This is a genomic window from Streptomyces sp. GMY02 (assembly GCF_019056675.1).
GTDB classification, from domain to species: Bacteria; Actinomycetota; Actinomycetes; order Streptomycetales; family Streptomycetaceae; genus Streptomyces; species Streptomyces odonnellii.
This window is the reverse complement of sequence record NZ_CP077658.1, coordinates 3,818,087-3,837,444: the sequence shown is the minus strand read 5'-3', so window position 1 is coordinate 3,837,444 and position 19,358 is coordinate 3,818,087. Positions and strand designations below refer to the sequence as shown.

Below are 19,358 nucleotides of genomic sequence, written 5' to 3'. Positions count from 1 at the left end.
TGTACGCCTGTGCCCGCACTTGTGCTGCTCGGTGCTCAGTGGGGTGACGAAGGCAAGGGAAAGGCCACCGATCTGCTCGGTGGATCCGTGGACTATGTCGTGCGCTATCAGGGTGGCAACAACGCCGGTCACACGGTCGTCGTGGGCGACCAGAAGTACGCACTGCATCTCCTCCCTTCCGGAATCCTCTCCCCGGGATGTGTCCCGGTGATCGGTAACGGAGTGGTGGTCGACCCGGCCGTCCTGCTCTCCGAGCTGAGCGGGCTCAACGAGCGTGGTGTCGATACGTCGAAGCTCCTGATCAGCGGTAACGCTCATCTCATCACCTCGTACCACACCACTATTGACAAGGTGACGGAACGGTTCCTCGGTTCGCGGAAGATCGGTACGACGGGACGGGGCATCGGTCCCACCTACGCCGACAAGATCAACCGCGTCGGTATCCGGGTCCAGGACCTGTACGACGAGTCGATCCTGACCCAGAAGGTGGACGCGGCTCTCGACTTCAAGAACCAGATCCTCGCCAAGCTCTACAACCGGCGTGCCATCGAATCCGGCAAGATCGTCGAGGAGCTGCTGACCTACGCCGACCAGCTCAAGCCCTACGTCTCCGACACTACCCTGGTGCTCAACAACGCCATCGACGAGGGCAAGGTCGTCCTCTTCGAGGGCGGCCAGGGGACGCTTCTCGACGTGGACCACGGCACGTACCCCTTCGTCACCTCGTCCAACCCGACGGCGGGCGGCGCCTGCACGGGCACGGGTGTGGGGCCGACCAGGATCAGCCGCGTCATCGGCATCCTCAAGGCCTACACGACCCGGGTCGGCGCCGGTCCTTTCCCGACCGAGCTGTTCGACGACGACGGCGAGGCGCTGCGCCGGATCGGCGGCGAGCGCGGTGTCACGACGGGGCGCGACCGGCGCTGCGGCTGGTTCGACGCGGTGATCGCGCGGTACGCGACCCGGGTCAACGGTCTGACCGACTTCTTCCTCACCAAGCTGGACGTCCTGACCGGCTGGGAGCGGATCCCGGTCTGTGTGGCGTACGAGATCGACGGCCGGCGGGTCGAGGAACTGCCGTACAGCCAGACGGACTTCCACCACGCGAAGCCGGTGTACGAATACCTGCCGGGGTGGTCGGAGGACATCACGACGGCGAAGTCCTTCTCCGACCTGCCGAAGAACGCGCAGGGGTATGTGAAGGCGCTGGAGGAGATGTCGGGGGCGCCGGTGTCGGCGATCGGGGTCGGTCCGGGGCGTACGGAGACGATCCAGATCAACTCGTTCCTGTAGGGCTTGTCCCTGTAGAGGGCGCGAGGTGGAGCGGGTTCGCGGGCCGGGCCGGGCGGCCCGGCCCAGTCCGCGAACCTGGCCGGTCAGCCGCTCTCGTTGGTCCTGGCGTACGTGAGGGATTCCCCGCCCTTCGACTCCCGGTGGAGGCTGCCGTCCGGCCCGATGGTCAGCTCGGTCGGCTTCCCCGGGGTGCAGGACGACATCGGCTCCCCCTCGGCGACCTTGGAGGGGCCTATACGGAGCGGGGTGCCGGGCTCCGGGGCGGCGGCGAGCGGCGCCTCGAAGACGCAGTGGTACTTCCCGCCGTCCTGCGCCGGGCCGTCCGCGGTGAGGGAGAGAACCGTCCCGCCGACCTCGCCCTGCCGGATGACCAGCAGCCGGGTGCTGTACCCGGCTGCGGTCTCCAGCCCTCCGGACCAGGTCCCGAGGTACTCCTCGGGTACGGCGCCGGCGTCCGCCGTGTCGGTGTCGGTGGGTGACGCGGACGGGCTGGAGCCGGGCGTGCTGTCCGCGGGGGCCTTGGGGCCGGGGGAGGCACTGGCCCCGGCCCGCCCGTCGTCCTGCGTGCTGCCGCCGTTCATGAAGGCGTACACGGACCCGCCCGCCCCGATCGCGACGATCAGCGCGACGACGATGAGCGCGGCGGTACCGCGGGCACTGCGCCGGGACGGCTGGTCCGGGGCGGGCACGGGGGCCGGACCGTACGGCGGGGTGGGCCCGAAGGGGCCGGCGGGACGGGCGGGGTTCGCGGGGCCGACGGGGCTGTACTGGCCGTAGGGCCGCGGTTGGGACTGAGGGTGGCCGCGGTACGGGTGAGGCGGCTGCGGTACGGGCAGGGGGGCCGGGTGCGCGCCGGGCTGGGGCGCCGCCGGTACGGCCGCTGCGGCGGCGTTGAGCACGGTGGGCGGGGCGTGGGTGGCCGACGCGGGTGCGGGCAGGGGCGGCCGGCCGTGGGGCTGCGCCTGGCCTTGGCCGTGCGGTTGTGACGGCGGCACGGGTTGGCCGTGACCCTCGGCCTGAGGCTGGTGCGGCACTTGGCCCGGTACCCGGGCCAGAGGGAGCGTTTGCGGCCCGGCCTGGCCCTGGGGTGCGTGCTCGCCCTGGTGTTGCGGCTGCGGCTGCGGCTGCGGTTGACCGGGGACTGGCGCTTGCTGCTGGGCCTGAGCCTGCGGCTGCGACGGGGCCTGAGCCTGGCCCGCGGGCTGTGGCTGACCCGGTGCCAATGCCTGTGCCTGTGCAAGTGCTTGCGGTTGCGCCTGGCCCTGGACCCCGCCTTGTTGGCCCGGGATCTGGGCCTGCGGTTGAGTCTGGCCCTGTCCCTGGGGCTTCGGTTGGCCCGGTGCCGGTGCCGGTGCCGGTGCTTGCGGCTGCTGTTGCGCCGCCGGCTCTGGACGAAGCTGTTTCTGTGCCTGGGGCGGCTGCCCCGGTGCTGCCTGGCCCTGGGCCGGCACCTGCGGTACGAGTCCCGGCTGCGCCTGAGGCCGGCCCCCCGGTGCCGGGTGCGCCTGAGGCTGTTGCTGCTGTTGCTGTGCCTGAGGCTCAGCAGGCAGTCCGCCGGTGTTTGCTCCCGCCCCCGTACCCGCCTGTGCCTTCGGCGCGGCAGGCGGCCCCGTCGGTGTCTTCTCCAGGGTCGCCGCGGGCACCTGCGCCGCCTGCGCCTTTGCCGCGGCCGCAACAGGCTGCGTTGTCGGACCCCGCCCGGCTGCTGCGGCCTGCGCCGCAGCCCCCGCAGCAGCAGCCGCCTTCGCACCCTGCTGCAACGAGCCCGCAGCGGACCCGGCCGCTCCCGGCGCGACCCCCGAACCCGCCCCCGGCACCGCACCCGCCGCCCCCGGCGGCACCCGCAGCTCCGGGGTCCGTATCTGGCCCGTCGGGTCCTCGTACTCCAGCAACCGCACCGCGTGCTGGCCCAGTTGTGCCAGCAGGCCGCCCGGCAGCCAGGGTTCGCCGCCCGGGCCCGCGCCCGCGTCCGCCGCCTCGCCGACGCGGGCCAGGATGTCCCGCGTGGTCGGCCGCGCGGCCGGGTCCTTCTGGAGGCAGGCGTGCACCAGGATCGCGAGCTGCTCCGGCAGCCCCGACAGGTCCGGCGCCTCCTGCGCGATCCGGTACATCAGCGCGTGCGCGCCACTGTCCGCCCCGCCGAACGGCAGCCGTCCCGTAGCCGCGTACGCCAGCACCGAGCCCAGGCAGAACACGTCGCACGCCGCCGTCACCCGGTCCCCGCGTACCTGCTCCGGCGCCATGAAGCCGGGCGACCCGACCAGCGAGCCCGTCCGCGTCAGCCCCTCCGCCGTGACCGTCTCCAGTGCGCGGGCGATCCCGAAGTCGATGACGCGCGGCCCCTCGATCGTCACCAGCACGTTCGACGGCTTGAGGTCGCGATGGATGAGTCCGGCCGCGTGGATGTCCTGGAGCGCGTGCGCGAGCCCCGAGGCGAGTATCCGTACGGAACGCTCCGGCAGCGGACCGTGCCCGCCGGACACGATCGACTGGAGCGTCGGCCCCGCCACGTAACCCGTCGCCAGCCACGGCACCGGCGCCTCCGTGTCCGCGTCGAGCACCGGCGCCGTCCACGCGCCGCCGACCCGCCGCGCCGCCGCGACCTCCTGCCGGAACCGGTTGCGGAACTCCTCCTGTTCGGCCAGTTCCCGCCGTACGAGCTTGACCGCGACCGTACGGCCCCGGTCCGAGCGCGCCAGATAGACCCGGCCCATGCCGCCCGCGCCGAGCCGTGCCAGCAGCCGGTAGGCGCCGATGCGTTGCGGATCTCCTGCTACCAGCTTCTCCATGGCCGTGCGGCCCCTCCTCGTACTCCCCGTACGTCGTACGTCCGGTCCGGTGTCCGGCCTGGATCATCTCGCATGAGGCGAAGGGACTTGCCGGGTGTCCCGACTATCTCGAATGACACTTGGGGGAGTTGTGCGGGGGCTCGGCGTACGAGCGGTGAACCGGCGCGGTCGGTGAACCGGCGCGGGCGGGCGGCGAACCGGCACGGTCGGTCAAGGCACCCGGGTCCGCCGGGAGCACGGGGGTCCGGCGGGGGGCCCGTCGGCGGCACCGGGGTCCGGCCGGGGTCCGCCGGGGGTCACTCCGGCCAGGCAGAGTTCTCGATCACGTCCACGAAGTCCGTCCGTACGAACCCCGGCGAGAAGCGCGCCAGCACATCCGCCTTCACATTGCCGAAGGTCGTCTCCGGCCGGTGCTGGATGCCGTCCGTGAACGCCCGCAGGATCCGGTGCTTGAAGTCGGGCCGCGGATGCGCCGCGACCACCGCGTTCCGTACGTTCTCCGGCACGGTGTCCAGCCCGATCCCCAGCACGTCGAACTCCACCCCCGCCGTCACCAGCGCCACCTCCGGCTCCATGTGCGCCGGGATCTCCGGTGTCGTGTGCAGGGCGATCGCGGTCCAGACGAGCCGCGCGCTCTCGGCCGGCAGCCCCTGGCCGAGCAGGAAGTCGCGGGCCGCGTCGGCGCCGTCGATCTCGAAGCGCTGGTGGGAGGTGCGGTAGCGCTCGGTGAGGCCGAGGTCGTGGAACATCGCGCCGATGTAGAGCAGCTCGGGGTCGTACGCGAGGCCGCGCCGCCGGCCCTGGAGCGAGCCGAAGAGGAAGACCCGGCGGGAGTGGTCGTACAGCAGGGGGCTCTCGATGTCCCGCACCAGCTCGGTGGCCTCCTTGACGAGGCCGCTGTCGGGGATCTCGATGTCGGCGATGCGCTCGGTCATGGCGGGTTCCTTCCGGGTGGGGCTGCGGAGCCGTGCGTCCGCGACGGACTCCGTGCGACGGGCTCCGGGCCGGGGGCGGCCCGGGGGCGCGGGCCGCCTCGGCTCGGGCCTCGATGCCCGTGTGCGACACCGGGCCCTGCCTCCACTGTCAGGCCAGGTGGCGTTCTCCCGCCATGTCTCCAGGGACACACATCCCACACATCCGGCCATGGATCCGGGCTACGGTCGGTGTCATGCGGGGGCAGAACGCGCGGGGCGCGGGAAGAAGTCGTGGTGTTCGTCTACGACGGCGTTCGGCTGATGGATGTCGCCGCGCCTCTGGAGGTGTTCGGTACGGCGACGGGGCTGGGCGGCGCGTACGGCCCGGCGGGGTCGGGCGGCCCGTACGAGACCGTGGTCTGCTCGGCGGACGGCGGCCCCGTGACCACCTCCACCGGCACCCGCCTGCACGCCGACACGGCGGTGGCCGACGTCACGGACTTCCACACCCTTGTCGTCCCGGGCTCGGACGAACTGCCTCTGCGCCCGCCGCCCACCGGACTGCTCGACGCGGTCACCGACCTGGCCGGCCGTTCCTCGCGGGTCGCGTCCGTCTGCACCGGCGCGTTCGCGCTGGCCGCCGCCGGGCTGCTGGACGGCCGCCGCGCCACCACCCACTGGCGGCACGCGGCGGCCCTGGCCAGGCGCTACCCGGCGGTGACCGTCGAACCGGACGCGATCTTCGTACGGGACGGCCGTATGTACACCTCGGCCGGTGTCACCGCCGGCATTGATCTCGCGCTGGCGCTGGTCGAGGACGACGAGGGCGCGGATCTGGCGCGGGAGGTTGCGAGGGATCTGGTGGTGTTCCTGCGGCGGCCGGGCGGGCAGTCGCAGTTCTCGGTCGCGGCACGCACGCCGAGCCCGCCGCACGACGGCTTGCGCGCCCTGCTGCGCGAGATCGCGGCGGACCCGGCGGCGGACCACTCCCTCCCGAACCTCGCCCGCCGCGCCGGCCTGAGCACGCGCCACCTCTCACGCGTCTTCAACGAGCAGACGGGCACGACTCCGGCGGCGTACGTCGAATCGGTACGCCTGGAGGCCGCGAAGGCGCTGCTGGAAGCGGGCGAAACGGTGACGGCCGCGGCCCGGCGGACCGGCCTGGGCACCAACGAGTCCCTGCGGCGCGCCTTTCTCCGCCACCTGGGAGTCCCGCCGTCCACCTACCGGGCCCGCTTCCGTACGACGGGCCCGCCGCGGGGCTGACGGCTGCGGGGCCGGGCCGGCCCCCGCAGTGCGAGCCCCGGCCCGTCGAGCCCCGGCCCGTCGAGCCCCGGCCCGTCGAGCCCGGGGGCTACGCGCTCGCGGGCTACGCCTTCGGCTCGGTGAAGCGGATGTTGTTGCCGAAGGGGTCGCGGAGGCCGCAGTCGATTCCGTACGGGCGCTCGGTGGGCTCCTGGGTGAACTCGACCCCCCGTCCCACCAGCGTCTCGTACGTCTTGCGGCAGTCGTCCGTGCTGAAGATGACGCTGCCCATGGCCCCCTTGGTCACCAGCTCGCGGACCTGCTGGGCCGTCTCCTCCGGCATCGCCGGGGCGCCCGGCTTCTCCAGCAGGATCTGCCGCTCCGGGTGACCGGCGACGCCGACGGTCAGCCAGCGCATGAAGCCCAGGTCGACATCGGCGTGAACCTCCAGGCCGAGCTTGCCGACGTAGAAGTCGAGGGCCTCGTCCTGATCGAGAACGAATATCTGTGAATGCGTGATGGCGTTGAACATGTGCTTCACGCTAGCGGGCAAGCCGGACAAAAACTTATCCGAAACTGCTCAGTCGACCGGCACGGAACTGCTCGGTCGACCGGCGCGAAACTGCTCGGCGATCGGGACGAAACCACTCAGTCGACCGGCACCAGGGACGCCACGGGCCGGCCCGTGCGGACGGTCAGGCGCTGGGCCGCGTCCACGCCATCGTGAAGCACGTCGGTACGCCCGTGGCAGCCGCTTCCTTGCGGTACGTCCGCGGTGACCGGCCGACGATGTCGCGGAACGTACGGCTGAAGGTTCCCGGGCTGCCGAAACCGACCTGGTAGCAGATCTCCGTCACACTGCGGTCGGTCTCCCGCAGCAGGAACATCGCCCGCTCGACACGGCGGCGCTGCAAGTAGCGGTGCGGGGTCTCGCCGAACGTGGCCCGGAAGGTACGTGTGAAATGCGCCTCCGACACATGGGCGATCCGCGCCAGGGCCGGTACGTCCAGCGGTTCCGCGTACGCGCGGTCCATCGCGTCGCGCGCCCGGAGCAAGCGACGGTTGGACTCTTCGGCGGCACGGCTCACATCCCCATCACACCACGGCTCCCCACCGCCCGTAACGGCCCCGGCGACCCGGCGGCGGCGACCCGGCCCCGCCCACGCCGGCGATCACCGCGCCCCGCACCCGCCCGCCACACCCGACAACATGCCCAGCCGCGCCGCCCATGCCATACACCCTGGCCGTACCACGCCCCACCAGGCCTTCTCTACCCTGGCTCGCATGATCCCCTCTACCGATCCGGCGGCGGGCGCCGCCGTCAAGGCCGCCGACCGCGCTCATGTGTTCCACTCCTGGGCCGCGCAGGAACTGATCGATCCGCTCGCCGTCGCGGGTGCCGAAGGCGCGTACTTCTGGGACTACGACGGGCACCGCTACCTCGACTTCACCAGCGGTCTCGTCTTCACGAACATCGGCTACCAGCACCCCGCCGTCGTCGCCGCGGTCCAGGAACAGGCCGGGCGCCTCACGACCTTCGCGCCCGGGTTCGCGGTCGACGTACGGTCCGAGGCCGCGCGCCTCATCGCGCGGCGCACCCCCGGCGATCTCGACAAGATCTTTTTCACCAACGGCGGCGCCGAGGCCGTGGAGAACGCGATCCGCATGGCCCGGCTGCACACCGGCCGCCCCAAGGTGCTGTCCGCGTACCGCTCGTACCACGGATCCACCTCCACCGCGATCGGTCTGACCGGCGACCCGCGCCGCTGGCCGTCCGACACCGGAACGTCCGGCGTCGTCCACTTCCACTCGCCGTTCCTCTACCGCTCGCCCTTCCACGCCACGACCGAGGCCGAGGAGTGCGCCCGCGCGCTGGAGCACCTCGAAACGACCATCGCCTTCGAGGGCCCCGCGACCATCGCCGCGGTCATCCTGGAGACCGTCCCGGGCACGGCCGGCATCATGCCCCCGCCGCCCGGCTATCTCGCGGGGGTACGGGAGATCTGCGACCGGCACGGCATCGTGTTCGTACTGGACGAGGTGATGGCGGGCTTCGGGCGTACGGGCGCCTGGTTCGCCGCCGACCACTACGGGGTCGTACCGGATCTGCTGACCTTCGCCAAGGGCGTCAACTCCGGGTACGTCCCGCTCGGCGGCGTCGCGATCTCCGCCGAGATCGCGGAGACCTTCGCCACCCGCCCGTACCCCGGCGGGCTCACCTACTCCGGCCATCCGCTGGCCTGTGCCGCGGCCGTCGCCACCATCCGGGTGATGGAGGAGGAGAAGACCGTGGAGCACGCCGCGCGCATCGGGGAGACGGTGCTCGGCCCGGGGCTGCGCGAGCTGGCGGCCCGCCATCCCTCGGTGGGCGAGGTCCGCGGCATGGGCGCGTTCTGGGCCCTCGACCTGGTCAGGGACAAGGAGACCCGCGAGCCGCTCGTCCCGTACAACGCGACCGGCGCGGCGAACGCGCCCATGGCCGCCTTCGCCGCCGCCTGCAAGCGGAACGGCCTGTGGCCCTTCGTGAACATGAACCGTACGCACGCGGTCCCCGCCTGCAACATCACCGAGGCCGAGGCGAAGGAGGGGCTGGCGGTCCTGGACGGGGCGCTGACGGTCGCCGACGAGTACACGGCGTAGGTCCGCCGGACAGGGCCCGGGCGGGCCGGAGGGGACGGAGGGCGGGGAGGGCAGGAAGGGGCACCGCGCCGCTGCCTTAAGGTGTCCGGAGCCGGATGAGGGGAACGAAAGACCATGCCCGCCAGCGGAGCCGTGACCCGCAGCACCTTGCGGCAGCAGATCGCGGACGCGCTGCGTGACGAAGTGCTGGCAGGGCGTTTACTGCCGGGGCAGGAGTTCACCGTCAAGCAGATCGCCGAGCAGTACGGCGTATCGGCGACCCCGGTCAGGGAAGCCCTGGTCGATCTCTCCGCACAGGATCTGCTCGACTCCGACCAGCACCGCGGTTTCCGGGTGCACCGGTTCTCGATCGACGACTTCCGTGGCATGGTCGAGGCCCGCGCACTGATCGTGGACGGCGTGTTCGGCAAGCTGGAGGGCGAACGGCTGGCGGCCAGGGCGCACGGTACGGAGCTGGTGTCCGTACGGCGCCGGGCCGAGGAGGCCGCACGCGCGGCGCGATGCGGGGACCTGAACATCCTCATCGGCTACGACCTGCGATTCTGGCGAGAGCTGGGCGCGCTGGTCGCCAACCGCTATGTCGCCGATTTCCTGCACCGGCTGCGCGTCCAGGCATGGGTGTTCTCCGTCCCCTTCCTCCGCGAGGAGACCGAGGGCGGAAAGTGGCTGTGGAACGGGCATGAACAGCTCGTCGACGCACTGACCCTCGGCGACGCCGCCGGGGTACGCGCCGTGATCGCGGAGTACGACGACCACGCGCTCAAGTGGGCCGACAGACTGGAGAGTTCGCCGCGGTGAGCGGAAACGGGGGCGGGGACGGCGTGAACGCATCGGAGCCTGCGGACGGGAGCGCCGCGCCGGGCGCGGACGGGGGCGACCAGGGCGGCGTCCCCGGCGCGCACTCCGGGCGTGTGGATCTCAGCGTCGTTGTACCGGCGTACAACGAAGAGGCCCGTTTGCGCCCCACCCTCGATGCCATCTGTGCGTATCTGGCCGCCGACGCGGGCCGCTGGGGCGTGTGGGAGCTGATCGTCGTCGACGACGGTTCCACGGACGGTACGGGAGCGATCGCGGCCGAGGCGGCGGCCGGTGAGTCGCGGATACAGGTGCTGACCAGCGACGGCAACCACGGCAAGGGCCATGCCCTCCGTCAGGGCGTCCTCGCTTCGTACGGCCGTCGTGTCCTCGTCACCGACGCCGATCTCGCCACCCCCATCGACGAACTGGACCGGCTCGACAAGCAGCTCACGGCGGACGGCGGGGGCGCGGCGATCGGTTCGCGCGCCCACCCCGACGCGAGCATCGAGGTACGGCAGCTCGCCGTGCGCGAGTGGCTCGGGCGCGTCGGCAACCGCTTGATACAGCTCGTCGCCGTCGACGGCATCAGCGACACCCAGTGCGGCTTCAAGCTCTTCGACGGCGAGCAGGCACGGGCGGCCTTCGCCGCCTCCCGGCTGGACGGCTGGAGCATCGACGTCGAGATCCTTCGCTTCTTCCGGCGCTCCGGCTGGCCGGTGACCGAGGTCCCGGTCCGCTGGGCGCACCAGCCGGGCTCGAAGGTACGGCCGCTGGACTACGGCAGGGTGCTGCTGGAACTGGTACGGCTCCGAGCGGGACGCGCGGGCGAGCCGGGCGGCGCCGGCGCGTACGCCCGTACGACCGCCGGAGGCGGTCCGGATGCCCGTACCGCGTCCGGTGCAACCGTCCCCGCCGTCGGCGCCCCCCGCTCCCGACGGACCGATCTCGCCGTGGCCGGGCTGTTCCTGCTCGCCGCCTTCTACCTCTACAACGGCCTGTGGGCCGATCTCGACCACGCTTATCTCGCCGACGCCGGGTCGGACCAGAACCAGTGGGAGTGGTTCTTCCGGGTCACCGCCGACAATGTCGTGCATCTGCGGAATCCGCTGTTCACCACGTTCCAGAACGTCCCCGACGGCGTGAACCTGATGGCGAACACCGCCATGCTCGGGCTCTCCGTGCCGCTCACCCCCGTCACGCTCGCGCTGGGCCCGACCGTCACCTGGGCGCTTGTGCTCACCCTTGGTCTGGCGGCCACGGCCTACTCCTGGTACTGGCTGTTCGCGCGCCGGCTCGTGCGCGACCGGCGCGCGGCGGCGCTCGGCGCGGGGCTCGCGGCGTTCGCGCCCCCGATGATGTCGCACGCCAACGCGCACCCCAACTTCCTTGTCCTCTTCATGATCCCGGTGATCATCGACCGGGCGCTCCGGCTCTGCGAGGCCCGCACCACACGTGACGAGGCCCGCACCACGAAGGCCCGCACCACAACTGACGAGGACGAGGCGCGCCGGGTCATGCGGGACGGCCTGCTGCTCGGCCTCTTCGTCACGTATCAGATCTTCCTCGGCGAGGAGCCGCTGCTGCTCGCCGCGATGGGCATGCTGCTCTTCGCGCTGGCGTACGCGGTGGTACGGCGCGATGTCGCGCGCGCGGCCCTGCGCCCTCTGCTCACCGGGCTCGGCTACACCCTCCAGGTCTGTCTGCCCCTGCTCGCGTTCCCGCTGTACTGGCAGTTCTTCGGCCCGCAGAGCTACCACAGCGTCCTGCACGGCGACAACGCCGGCAACAGCCCGCTCGCCTTCCTGGAGTTCTCCGGCCGCGCGCTGCTGGGCGACGAGGCGACGGCCGACGCGCTCGCGATGAACCGTACCGAGCAGAACGCCTTCTACGGCTGGCCGTTGATCGCCCTCGCCTTCGGGATCGTGGTGTGGCTGTGGCGGCTGGCCGCGGTCAGGGCGCTGGCGTTCACGGCGGTGGCGGCGGCGCTGCTCTCGCTGGGGCCGAAGATCCGTATCCCCTTCACGGACGTCGTACTGACGGGCCCCTGGCGGGCCCTCGCCCACCAGCCGCTCTTCGAGTCGGTCATCGAGTCGAGGGTCGCGATGATCTGCGCCCCGGCGCTCGGCGCGCTGCTGGCCCTGGCGACGGCCCGGCTGACGGCGCGCGCGGCGACGGCGCACGCCGGCGCGAACCCGGATACGAGCGCCGGTACCGGCACCGGTACGGACGCGGGTCCGGATGCCGATGCCGATGCTGATACGAGCGCGAGTCTGGATGCCGGTGTCGGTGCGGGCACGGATTCGGATGCCGGTACGAGTACGAGCGTCGGCGCGGGCGCCGGTGCGCCAGTGATCCCGGTCGCTGCCGCGCGCTGGCGCAGGCACCGGCTCATCGGGCTCGCCGCCGTGGCCGCGGCGCTGATCCCGATCCTGCCGACCGCGCTGCCGGTACGCGACCGCCCGGACATCCCGCCGTTCATCGCCGACGGGATGTACCGCGCGTACGTCACGAAGGGCGAGTCCGTCGTACCCGTACCGCTGCCCGATCCCGGCAGCGCGGAGGCGCTGCACTGGCAGTCCGCGACCGGCCTCGGATTCTCCGTGCCCGGCGGCTACTTCAACGGACCGTGGGGCGAGGAACGCATCGGCATCTACGGCGCCCCCGCCCGCTACACCTCGAACCTCTTCCGCGATGTCCGCTACGGCGGCCAGACCCCGGTCATCGGCGCCAACTGGCGGGCGCAGGCGCGCTACGACCTCGCCTTCTGGCGGGCGGGCGTGGTGGTGCTCGCGCCCCAGGCCAATGACGCGGCCCTGTACGAAATGCTGGAGAAGCTGCTCGGACGCCCGGGGAAGCGGATCGGAGGCGTCTGGATCTGGGACCTGCCACCGACCGGGGGCACGGGTGTGAATACAGCTACAACTACAGCTACAGCTACAGCCCGTACGAGCGCGGGAGCGAGCCCGGCGGCCGGAGCTCTCCGCAAGGGATGACGAGCGCCGGCACCGCGCCCCCGGAGCCACCCGCGCGCTCCCGGGGCCACCTGGCGGAGCGTCAACCGCCTGGTCGCGCAACCGCGCCCCGACGGGGACCCTTCGCTGAACGTGCCCGCCGCATTACGCTGTCCCGACCATCGCGCGCACGCGTACGACCCGTTGGAGAGCGAGCCTCCCTTGGCCTGTGACCTGTGGTTGGTCCCCCTCGTCGATGTGCTGTGCCACAGCCCCGACAATCCCTTCGCCGAAGAGATCGCCGTATACGACAAGGCGCTCGGCGACGCCGGGCTGCCGTCCGTCCCCGTCTTCGCCTATATGCCGGGCCTCTCGGGCGATGTCGCCCCGGTCGCCGGCTTCGACTACGACGCGCTGCACTTCCTGCGCCGCGCGTACCTGCTCCAGCTCTGCGGCCTCGCGGTGACGCCGGTCGGCGAACTGGGCGGGGATTACGAGCAGTTGCTGGAGATGTTCGAGTCGACAGCCCAGCAGTCGCATCTCGTCTGGCACTACGACCACGCCGGCGCGTATGTCCCCGTGGACTACGACGCGCCCCTGTCGAACGACGAACTCCTCGCGGGCGGCGGCCCGTTGGGCTCCACGCAAGGGCTGCTGCGGGAGCTGGAGATCGTCGCCCCGGCGATCGGTATCGACCCGGCCAACCCCCCGGCCGCCCCCGCCCCGCCGGAGCGCCCCACGTCCTTGGAGGAACCGGCGACCTCGATCCCGTACGACGACAGTCCGTTCGCCCGGGAGCGCCATGTCTGGCTGGGGCTGCACGCGGCGGCCACCAGAAGCCTGGGCCAGGGCTCCATGATCATCTTTAGCTGACCGACTCGGCCGATTCGGCCGCTTCAGCCACTTCGGCTGACGGCGGGGGCAGGGCCCGGCGCGATCCACGCCGGCCCCTGCCCCCGCCGTCACCGCGCCCCGCCTCCAAGGCGGCCCCGGCGGCGGCCCGCCGTCACCTCGGCTCCGGTGGTCGCTGCCTCGGCATGTTCGGCCGGGTGCCCGGGGGAAGCGGGAAGCGCCCCGGGTGCGGCGGTACGGAGCCCTCGCCCCGCGCCCCGCCCATCGGCATCGACTGCATCACCAGGGGCGCCGGGCCCGCGCGGAACTCGATCATCCAGTCCGCCGTCTCCGCCCGTACCAGCTCGGTCACATCCTCGGTAAACCGCCGCAGCACCGTCAGGCACCGTTCCGCCGCCTCGCTCGCCGTACCCTCCGTCGGCCCGAGGACCTCCCGTACACACTCCGACGCCCAGTCGAACTGGAGCGTCTGAAGACGGCGCTGCACCCCTTGTGCCGTCGCGACCGCCCGCATCCACCCCGACGTCAGCCCGAAATACCGGTCGCAGGCCAGCGACGCGGCGCCGAGCAACAGCGAGAGATAGCCCCAGCCCGCCGCGCCCTCCAGCGCCCCGGTCAGATCCAGCAGCGGCAGGGCGGCGCCCGCGGTCCCGCCGAGCGCGGTCGCGGTCCGCAGGACGCGGGCGGCGCGCCGCTTCCGGAGCCGGGTGGTCAGATACCAGTCGACGGTGCGCAGCGCCCCGGTCTCGACCCAGCGGTACAGCTCGTCGAGCCGCTCCGCGGGCTCGCCCCAGTCGCCGTGCGGGAACGGGCCCCCGGTCAGATCGCCGTCCGCCTCGCCGCCGTGCGGCACGGCACCGCCTCCGGCACCCCCGCTCCCACCGCCGGTGCTCCCGCCACCCGCGCTCCCCCCACCCGCGCCGCCCGCGCCGCCCGCGCCACCCCCGGCACCTCCGGCTCCGGCACCTGCGTCGGACGAGGTCTCCTCCTCCCGGGCAGGGCCTCCGGGCTGCATCTCCGGCTGGCTCACCTGGGCACTCCTCTGCGGTCTGCTGTGACGGTGCGTGGCTGTGCGTGGTCGGGGCGGTCGGTGGATCGACGGGTCGGGCGGTACGCCGGGCGGCCGACGGGCGGCGGCGGGCGGTTTCGTGCATGCATTCCTACCGCCGAATGGTGGGCCGCGTGCCGGAAATCCCGGCATTTACCCGCACGTGTGGGCCTTGAACAGGTGGAGAAGCTGTGAGGCTCTCACTCGAAAGAGTTCGTTCCGGTGGGGTGGAGCGGGCCGCCCGGTGACCACGTAGGCTCGCCTTACGGAGAAAAACGTCGTCGAATGCCAGGAGTGACTGTGATTCCCGGTGGTGGTCAGCCCAATATGCACGAGCTGCTCCAGCAGGCCCAGAAGATGCAGCAGGACCTCGCACGGGCGCAGGAGGAGCTGGCGGCGACCGAGGTCGACGGCCAGGCGGGCGGTGGCCTCGTCAAGGCGACCGTCAACGGCTCGGGCGAACTGCGGGGGCTGGTGATCGACCCCAAGGCAGTCGACCCCGAGTCCGCGTCCTCCTTGCAGGAGCTGGGGGAGACGCTCGCGGACCTCGTGATCGCCGCCGTGCACGCGGCGAACGAGAACGCGCAGCAGCTTCAGCAGCAGAAGCTGGGTCCGCTGGCGCAGGGCCTCGGCGGTATGCCGGGACTGCCCTTCTGAGGCCCTTCTAAGGAGCCCCTGGCACCAACTAGCGTACGTACGGGGCGAGTATCCGGCCCGTAGCAGTCCAGTCCGATCCGGTTCAATTCAGTTCGATCCGATACGTACGTACTCGGCGAGACATCGCGGCGGCACCGCGGCGACAGTGCGGCATCAAGGAAGGCAGTCCGTTGTACGAAGGCGTGGTTCAGGACCTCATCGACGAACTGGGCAGGCTGCCCGGCGTCGGTCCCAAGAGCGCGCAGCGGATCGCCTTCCACATCCTCCAGTCCGAGCCGACCGATGTCCGCCGCCTCGCCCACGCGCTCCTCGAGGTCAAGGACAAGGTCCGGTTCTGCGCCGTCTGCGGCAATGTCGCCCAGGAGGAGCGCTGCGGGATCTGCCGTGACCCGCGCCGCGATCCTGCGGTCATCTGCGTGGTCGAGGAACCGAAGGATGTCGTCGCGATCGAACGTACCCGTGAGTTCCGCGGTACGTATCACGTGCTCGGTGGCGCGATCAGCCCCATCGAGGGCGTCGGCCCCGACGATCTGCGGATCCGTGAGCTGCTGACCCGTCTCGCCGACGGTACGGTCACCGAACTGATCCTGGCGACCGATCCCAACCTGGAGGGCGAGGCCACGGCCACGTACCTCGCTCGCATGATCAAGCCCATGGGTCTGAAGGTCACACGCCTGGCCAGTGGTCTGCCCGTGGGGGGCGACCTGGAATATGCCGACGAGGTCACGCTCGGGCGTGCCTTCGAGGGGAGACGACTTCTCGATGTCTGACGCAACGCTGCACGCCGCCCATCAGGACCCGGACGACTTCGCGGTCCAGATCGCCGACCAGATCGAGAGCTTCATCGTGGCCGTCACGGAAGTGGCGAAGGGCGATGAGCCGGACAGCGCCGTACCGTTCCTGCTGCTGGAGTTCTCCCAGCTCATGCTGGCCGGCGGCCGGCTCGGCGCGCACGAGGACATCCTTCCCGAGGAACGGTACGAGCCCGATCTCGGCCCGGAACCGGACGTCGACGAGCTGCGCGAGCGCTTCGCCGTGATCCTTGAGCCGATCGATGTGTACTCGGAGGTCTTTGACCCGTACGAGCCGCGCAAGGCGCCCGTCGCGGCCCGTATCTCCGACGACATCGCCGGGGTCGTCACCGACCTGCGCCACGGCATGGCCCACTACCGCGCGGGCCGTACGACCGAGGCGCTGTGGTGGTGGCAGTTCTCGTACTTCTCAAGCTGGGGCTCCACGGCCTCCGCCACCCTCCGCGCCCTTCAGTCCCTGGTCGCCCATGTCCGCCTCGACCAGCCCCTCCCGGCCCTCGACGGCCTGGACACGGACCAGGACCTGGGCGAGGACGCGCTGGCGGAGGAGGCGGGCAGGGTAATGGCAGCGGAAATCGCCGCCCCCTGGGCCTGCCCACCGCCCGCTGAGACTTACTGAGACCCGCCGAGACCCGCCGAGACCTGCCGAGACCCGCTGGGGGAACGTCCCGCTCCGCTGCCCGCGCGAGGCATTTGCCGCAGGGCGCGTGTGCCCTCCTGTGTGATGCGGCACACGTTCCCGCGTGCCTTCCGGCAGGCCGGGCATGCATCCTCAGCGAGTGGCCGGGCCCCGATGGCGGGTGGCGGTTGGTGATCACTGAGTGAGCTGGACGTCTCACGATGTGATATGTCCGAGTCGTCACGCGGCCGCTCGTTAAACTGAGCCGACAGTAGCGACGGACCGAGCGAGGAGCGCACGTGGGCCTTGTCGTGCAGAAGTACGGAGGCTCCTCCGTAGCCGATGCCGAGGGCATCAAGCGGGTCGCCAAGCGCATCGTCGATGCCAAGAAGGACGGCCATCAAGTGGTCGTCGTGGTATCGGCGATGGGCGACACGACGGACGAGTTGATCGATCTCGCAGGGCAGGTGTCCCCGATCCCTGCCGGGCGTGAGTTCGACATGCTGCTGACCGCCGGAGAGCGGATCTCCATGGCCCTGCTGGCGATGGCGATCAAAAACCTGGGCCACGAGGCCCAGTCGTTCACCGGCAGCCAGGCCGGCGTCATCACCGACTCGGTCCACAACAAAGCGCGCATCATCGATGTCACGCCGGGCCGGATCCGTACGGCGCTCGACGAGGGCAACATCGCCATCGTCGCCGGGTTCCAGGGCGTGTCCCAGGACAAGAAGGACATCACCACCCTGGGGCGCGGCGGTTCCGACACCACGGCCGTGGCGCTCGCCGCAGCGCTGGACGCCGGGGTGTGTGAGATCTACACCGATGTGGACGGTGTCTTCACCGCCGACCCCCGGGTCGTCACGAAGGCCCGGAAGATCGAGTGGATCTCCTTCGAGGACATGCTGGAGCTGGCCAGCTCCGGCTCCAAGGTGCTGCTGCACCGGTGCGTCGAGTACGCACGCCGTTACAACATCCCGATCCATGTCCGTTCCTCGTTCTCGGGGCTCCAGGGCACATGGGTCAGCAACGAGCCACAAGGGGACCGCACGGTGGAGCAGGCCATCATCTCCGGTGTCGCCCATGACACCTCCGAGGCGAAGATCACGGTCGTCGGCGTCCCCGACAAGCCCGGCGAGGCGGCGACGATCTTCCGCGCGATCGCGGACAACGAGATCAATATCGACATGGTCGTCCAGAACGTCTCCGCCGCGGCGACCGGTCTGACCGACATCTCCTTCACGCTGCCGAAGACCGAGGGCCGCAAGGCGATCGACGCGCTGGAGAAGACGAAGTCGACGATCGGCTTCGAGTCGCTGCGGTACGACGACCAGATCGCCAAGATCTCGCTCGTCGGCGCCGGTATGAAGACCAACCCGGGCGTCACGGCCGGTTTCTTCGAGGCGCTGTCGGACGCGGGCGTGAACATCGAGCTGATCTCGACCTCCGAGATCCGTATCTCCGTGGTGACCCGCGCGGACGACGTGACCGAGGCCGTCCGGGCCGTGCACACCGCCTTCGGCCTCGACAGCGACTCGGACGAGGCCGTGGTCTACGGAGGCACCGGCCGATGAACCCCCCGCGCGGCGAGCACCCGTACGGAAACGTCCCCGCGGGGACCCCATGGCGGAGCGCCGCGCGATGAACGGGCGGCCGGCGCTCGCGGTCGTGGGTGCGACCGGGGCCGTCGGCGCCGTCATGCTCCAGATCCTGTCGCAGCACGCCGACGTCTGGGGCGACATCCGTCTGATCGCCTCCCCGCGTTCGGAGGGCCGTGAGCTCTTCGTCCGCGGTGAGGCGACCAAGGTCGTCGGGCTCTCCGAGGAGGCGCTCGACGGCGTCGACGTCGCTCTGTTCCTCGTACCGGACGAGGTGTCCGCCCGCTGGGCACCCGTCGCCGCCGCCAAGGGCGCGGTCGTCGTGGACAGTTCGGCCGCCTTCCGGCTCGACCCCGATGTGCCCCTGGTCGTACCGGAGCTGAACCCCCACGCCGTACGGTCCCGCCCCCGCGGCATCGTCGCGAGCCCCGCCTGTACGACGCTGTCGATGATCGTCGCGGTGGGCGCGCTGCACGCCGAGTTCGGGATCCGTGAGCTGGTGGTCTCCTCGTACCAGGCGGTGAGCGCCGCGGGCCAGGACGGCATCAGCGCCCTGCGCGAGCAGCTCTCCGTCGTGGCCGGTACGGAACTGGGCACGCACCCCGGCGATGTGCGCCGCGCCGTGGGCGACACCACCGGCCCCTTCCCCGCGCCGCTCGCGCTCAATGTCGTCCCCTGGTCCGGCGTGCCCGAGGCGGGCGGCTGGTCCTCCGACGAACTGGCGATACGTGACGAGACCAGGAAGATCCTGGATCTGCCCGGACTGCGGGTGACCGCGACCTGTGTCCATGTCCCGGTGATCACCGCGCACTCCCTCGCCGTGCACGCCCGCTTCGAGCAGGAGATCACGGTCGCCCGGGCACACGAGATCCTGGCGACCTCGCCGGGCGTGGTGCTGTTCGACAACCCGGGCGCGGGCGACTTCCCGACCCCGGCGGATGTGGTGGGGACCGACCCGACCTGGGTGGGGCGCGTACGGAGGTCGCTGGACGACCCCAGGGCGCTGGAACTGTTCGTCTGCGGCGACAACCTCCGCAAGGGCGCCGCCCTGAACACGGCTCAGATCGCCGAAGGCATCGCGCGGGAGCTGTCGCGCTCGTAATCCGTGCCTGTGACTCGCGCCACGCACCCGTAAACGCCTCCAC

General features: G+C 71.4%; 16 protein-coding genes. 11 read left to right on the top strand and 5 right to left on the bottom strand.

Going from position 1 to position 19,358, the window contains the following annotated elements; genetic code table 11:
- The first annotated feature begins 9 nt into the window (after positions 1–9).
- Positions 10–1,293, top strand: a complete 1,284-nt coding sequence (locus KQY30_RS16100) for an adenylosuccinate synthase (protein ID WP_046508536.1) — start codon at positions 10–12, stop codon at positions 1,291–1,293.
- 83 nt (positions 1,294–1,376) lie between these two features.
- Here KQY30_RS16100 and KQY30_RS16095 read toward each other — a convergent pair whose 3' ends face one another.
- Positions 1,377–4,082, bottom strand: coding sequence for a serine/threonine-protein kinase (locus tag KQY30_RS16095; RefSeq protein WP_217307415.1), 2,706 nt, complete (start codon positions 4,080–4,082; stop codon positions 1,377–1,379).
- Between the two features lie 296 nt (positions 4,083–4,378).
- Entirely contained in the window at positions 4,379–5,017 is a 639-nt protein-coding gene (locus KQY30_RS16090; protein ID WP_217307414.1) for an HD domain-containing protein, read from the bottom strand.
- A gap of 270 nt (positions 5,018–5,287) precedes the next feature.
- Between KQY30_RS16090 and KQY30_RS16085 the strand changes: the two genes are divergently transcribed.
- Positions 5,288–6,262, top strand: a complete 975-nt coding sequence (locus KQY30_RS16085; RefSeq protein WP_367997423.1) for a GlxA family transcriptional regulator — start codon at positions 5,288–5,290, stop codon at positions 6,260–6,262.
- A 103-nt stretch (positions 6,263–6,365) separates the two neighbouring features.
- On the opposite strand, the gene KQY30_RS16080 is transcribed toward KQY30_RS16085, so the two are convergent.
- Entirely contained in the window at positions 6,366–6,773 is a 408-nt protein-coding gene (locus KQY30_RS16080) for a VOC family protein (protein ID WP_217307413.1), read from the bottom strand.
- Between the two features lie 163 nt (positions 6,774–6,936).
- Positions 6,937–7,329: a helix-turn-helix domain-containing protein gene (locus KQY30_RS16075; RefSeq protein ID WP_217307412.1), complete on the bottom strand. Its 393-nt coding sequence runs from the start codon at positions 7,327–7,329 to the stop codon at positions 6,937–6,939.
- A gap of 196 nt (positions 7,330–7,525) precedes the next feature.
- Between KQY30_RS16075 and KQY30_RS16070 the strand changes: the two genes are divergently transcribed.
- From KQY30_RS16070 to KQY30_RS16055, 4 genes are all read left to right on the top strand, one after another.
- Positions 7,526–8,881: an aspartate aminotransferase family protein gene (locus KQY30_RS16070; RefSeq protein ID WP_217307411.1), complete on the top strand. Its 1,356-nt coding sequence runs from the start codon at positions 7,526–7,528 to the stop codon at positions 8,879–8,881.
- A 114-nt stretch (positions 8,882–8,995) separates the two neighbouring features.
- Positions 8,996–9,679 carry a GntR family transcriptional regulator gene (locus KQY30_RS16065; RefSeq protein ID WP_217307410.1) on the top strand — a complete coding sequence of 228 codons (684 nt, stop codon included), beginning with the start codon at positions 8,996–8,998 and terminating at the stop codon, positions 9,677–9,679.
- A 113-nt stretch (positions 9,680–9,792) separates the two neighbouring features.
- Positions 9,793–12,672, top strand: a complete 2,880-nt coding sequence (locus tag KQY30_RS16060) for a dolichyl-phosphate beta-glucosyltransferase (RefSeq protein ID WP_254407602.1) — start codon at positions 9,793–9,795, stop codon at positions 12,670–12,672.
- Between the two features lie 180 nt (positions 12,673–12,852).
- Positions 12,853–13,503, top strand: coding sequence for a hypothetical protein (locus KQY30_RS16055; RefSeq protein ID WP_217311093.1), 651 nt, complete (start codon positions 12,853–12,855; stop codon positions 13,501–13,503).
- 133 nt (positions 13,504–13,636) lie between these two features.
- On the opposite strand, the gene KQY30_RS16050 is transcribed toward KQY30_RS16055, so the two are convergent.
- Positions 13,637–14,512 carry an SLATT domain-containing protein gene (locus KQY30_RS16050; protein ID WP_217307409.1) on the bottom strand — a complete coding sequence of 292 codons (876 nt, stop codon included), beginning with the start codon at positions 14,510–14,512 and terminating at the stop codon, positions 13,637–13,639.
- A 318-nt stretch (positions 14,513–14,830) separates the two neighbouring features.
- Between KQY30_RS16050 and KQY30_RS16045 the strand changes: the two genes are divergently transcribed.
- The 5 genes from KQY30_RS16045 to KQY30_RS16025 all read left to right on the top strand — a co-directional run bounded on the left by KQY30_RS16045 (position 14,831) and on the right by KQY30_RS16025 (position 19,315).
- Positions 14,831–15,187, top strand: coding sequence for a YbaB/EbfC family nucleoid-associated protein (locus KQY30_RS16045; protein WP_217311092.1), 357 nt, complete (start codon positions 14,831–14,833; stop codon positions 15,185–15,187).
- Between the two features lie 170 nt (positions 15,188–15,357).
- The gene (recR, locus tag KQY30_RS16040) at positions 15,358–15,957 is read left to right on the top strand and encodes a recombination mediator RecR (RefSeq protein WP_217307408.1); all 600 of its coding nucleotides are present in this window, start codon (positions 15,358–15,360) and stop codon (positions 15,955–15,957) included.
- Positions 15,950–16,618, top strand: a complete 669-nt coding sequence (locus KQY30_RS16035) for a DUF5063 domain-containing protein (protein ID WP_217307407.1) — start codon at positions 15,950–15,952, stop codon at positions 16,616–16,618. The genes recR and KQY30_RS16035 overlap by 8 nt, the downstream gene beginning before the upstream one ends.
- 299 nt (positions 16,619–16,917) lie before the next feature.
- Entirely contained in the window at positions 16,918–18,189 is a 1,272-nt protein-coding gene (locus KQY30_RS16030) for an aspartate kinase (protein WP_046500945.1), read from the top strand.
- A gap of 49 nt (positions 18,190–18,238) precedes the next feature.
- Positions 18,239–19,315: an aspartate-semialdehyde dehydrogenase gene (locus KQY30_RS16025; protein ID WP_217307406.1), complete on the top strand. Its 1,077-nt coding sequence runs from the start codon at positions 18,239–18,241 to the stop codon at positions 19,313–19,315.
- Positions 19,316–19,358 lie beyond the last annotated feature (43 nt).

Bases quoted from the DNA above. Each gene is read 5' to 3' on its own strand.
- KQY30_RS16095 (WP_217307415.1), bottom strand. From the start codon at position 4,082: ATGGAGAAGCTGGTAGCAGGAGATCCGCAACGCATCGGCGCCTACCGG.
- KQY30_RS16090 (WP_217307414.1), bottom strand. From the start codon at position 5,017: ATGACCGAGCGCATCGCCGACATCGAGATCCCCGACAGCGGCCTCGTC.
- KQY30_RS16080 (WP_217307413.1), bottom strand. From the start codon at position 6,773: ATGTTCAACGCCATCACGCATTCACAGATATTCGTTCTCGATCAGGAC.
- KQY30_RS16070 (WP_217307411.1), top strand. From the start codon at position 7,526: ATGATCCCCTCTACCGATCCGGCGGCGGGCGCCGCCGTCAAGGCCGCC.
- KQY30_RS16065 (WP_217307410.1), top strand. From the start codon at position 8,996: ATGCCCGCCAGCGGAGCCGTGACCCGCAGCACCTTGCGGCAGCAGATC.
- KQY30_RS16035 (WP_217307407.1), top strand. From the start codon at position 15,950: ATGTCTGACGCAACGCTGCACGCCGCCCATCAGGACCCGGACGACTTC.
- KQY30_RS16025 (WP_217307406.1), top strand. From the start codon at position 18,239: ATGGCGGAGCGCCGCGCGATGAACGGGCGGCCGGCGCTCGCGGTCGTG.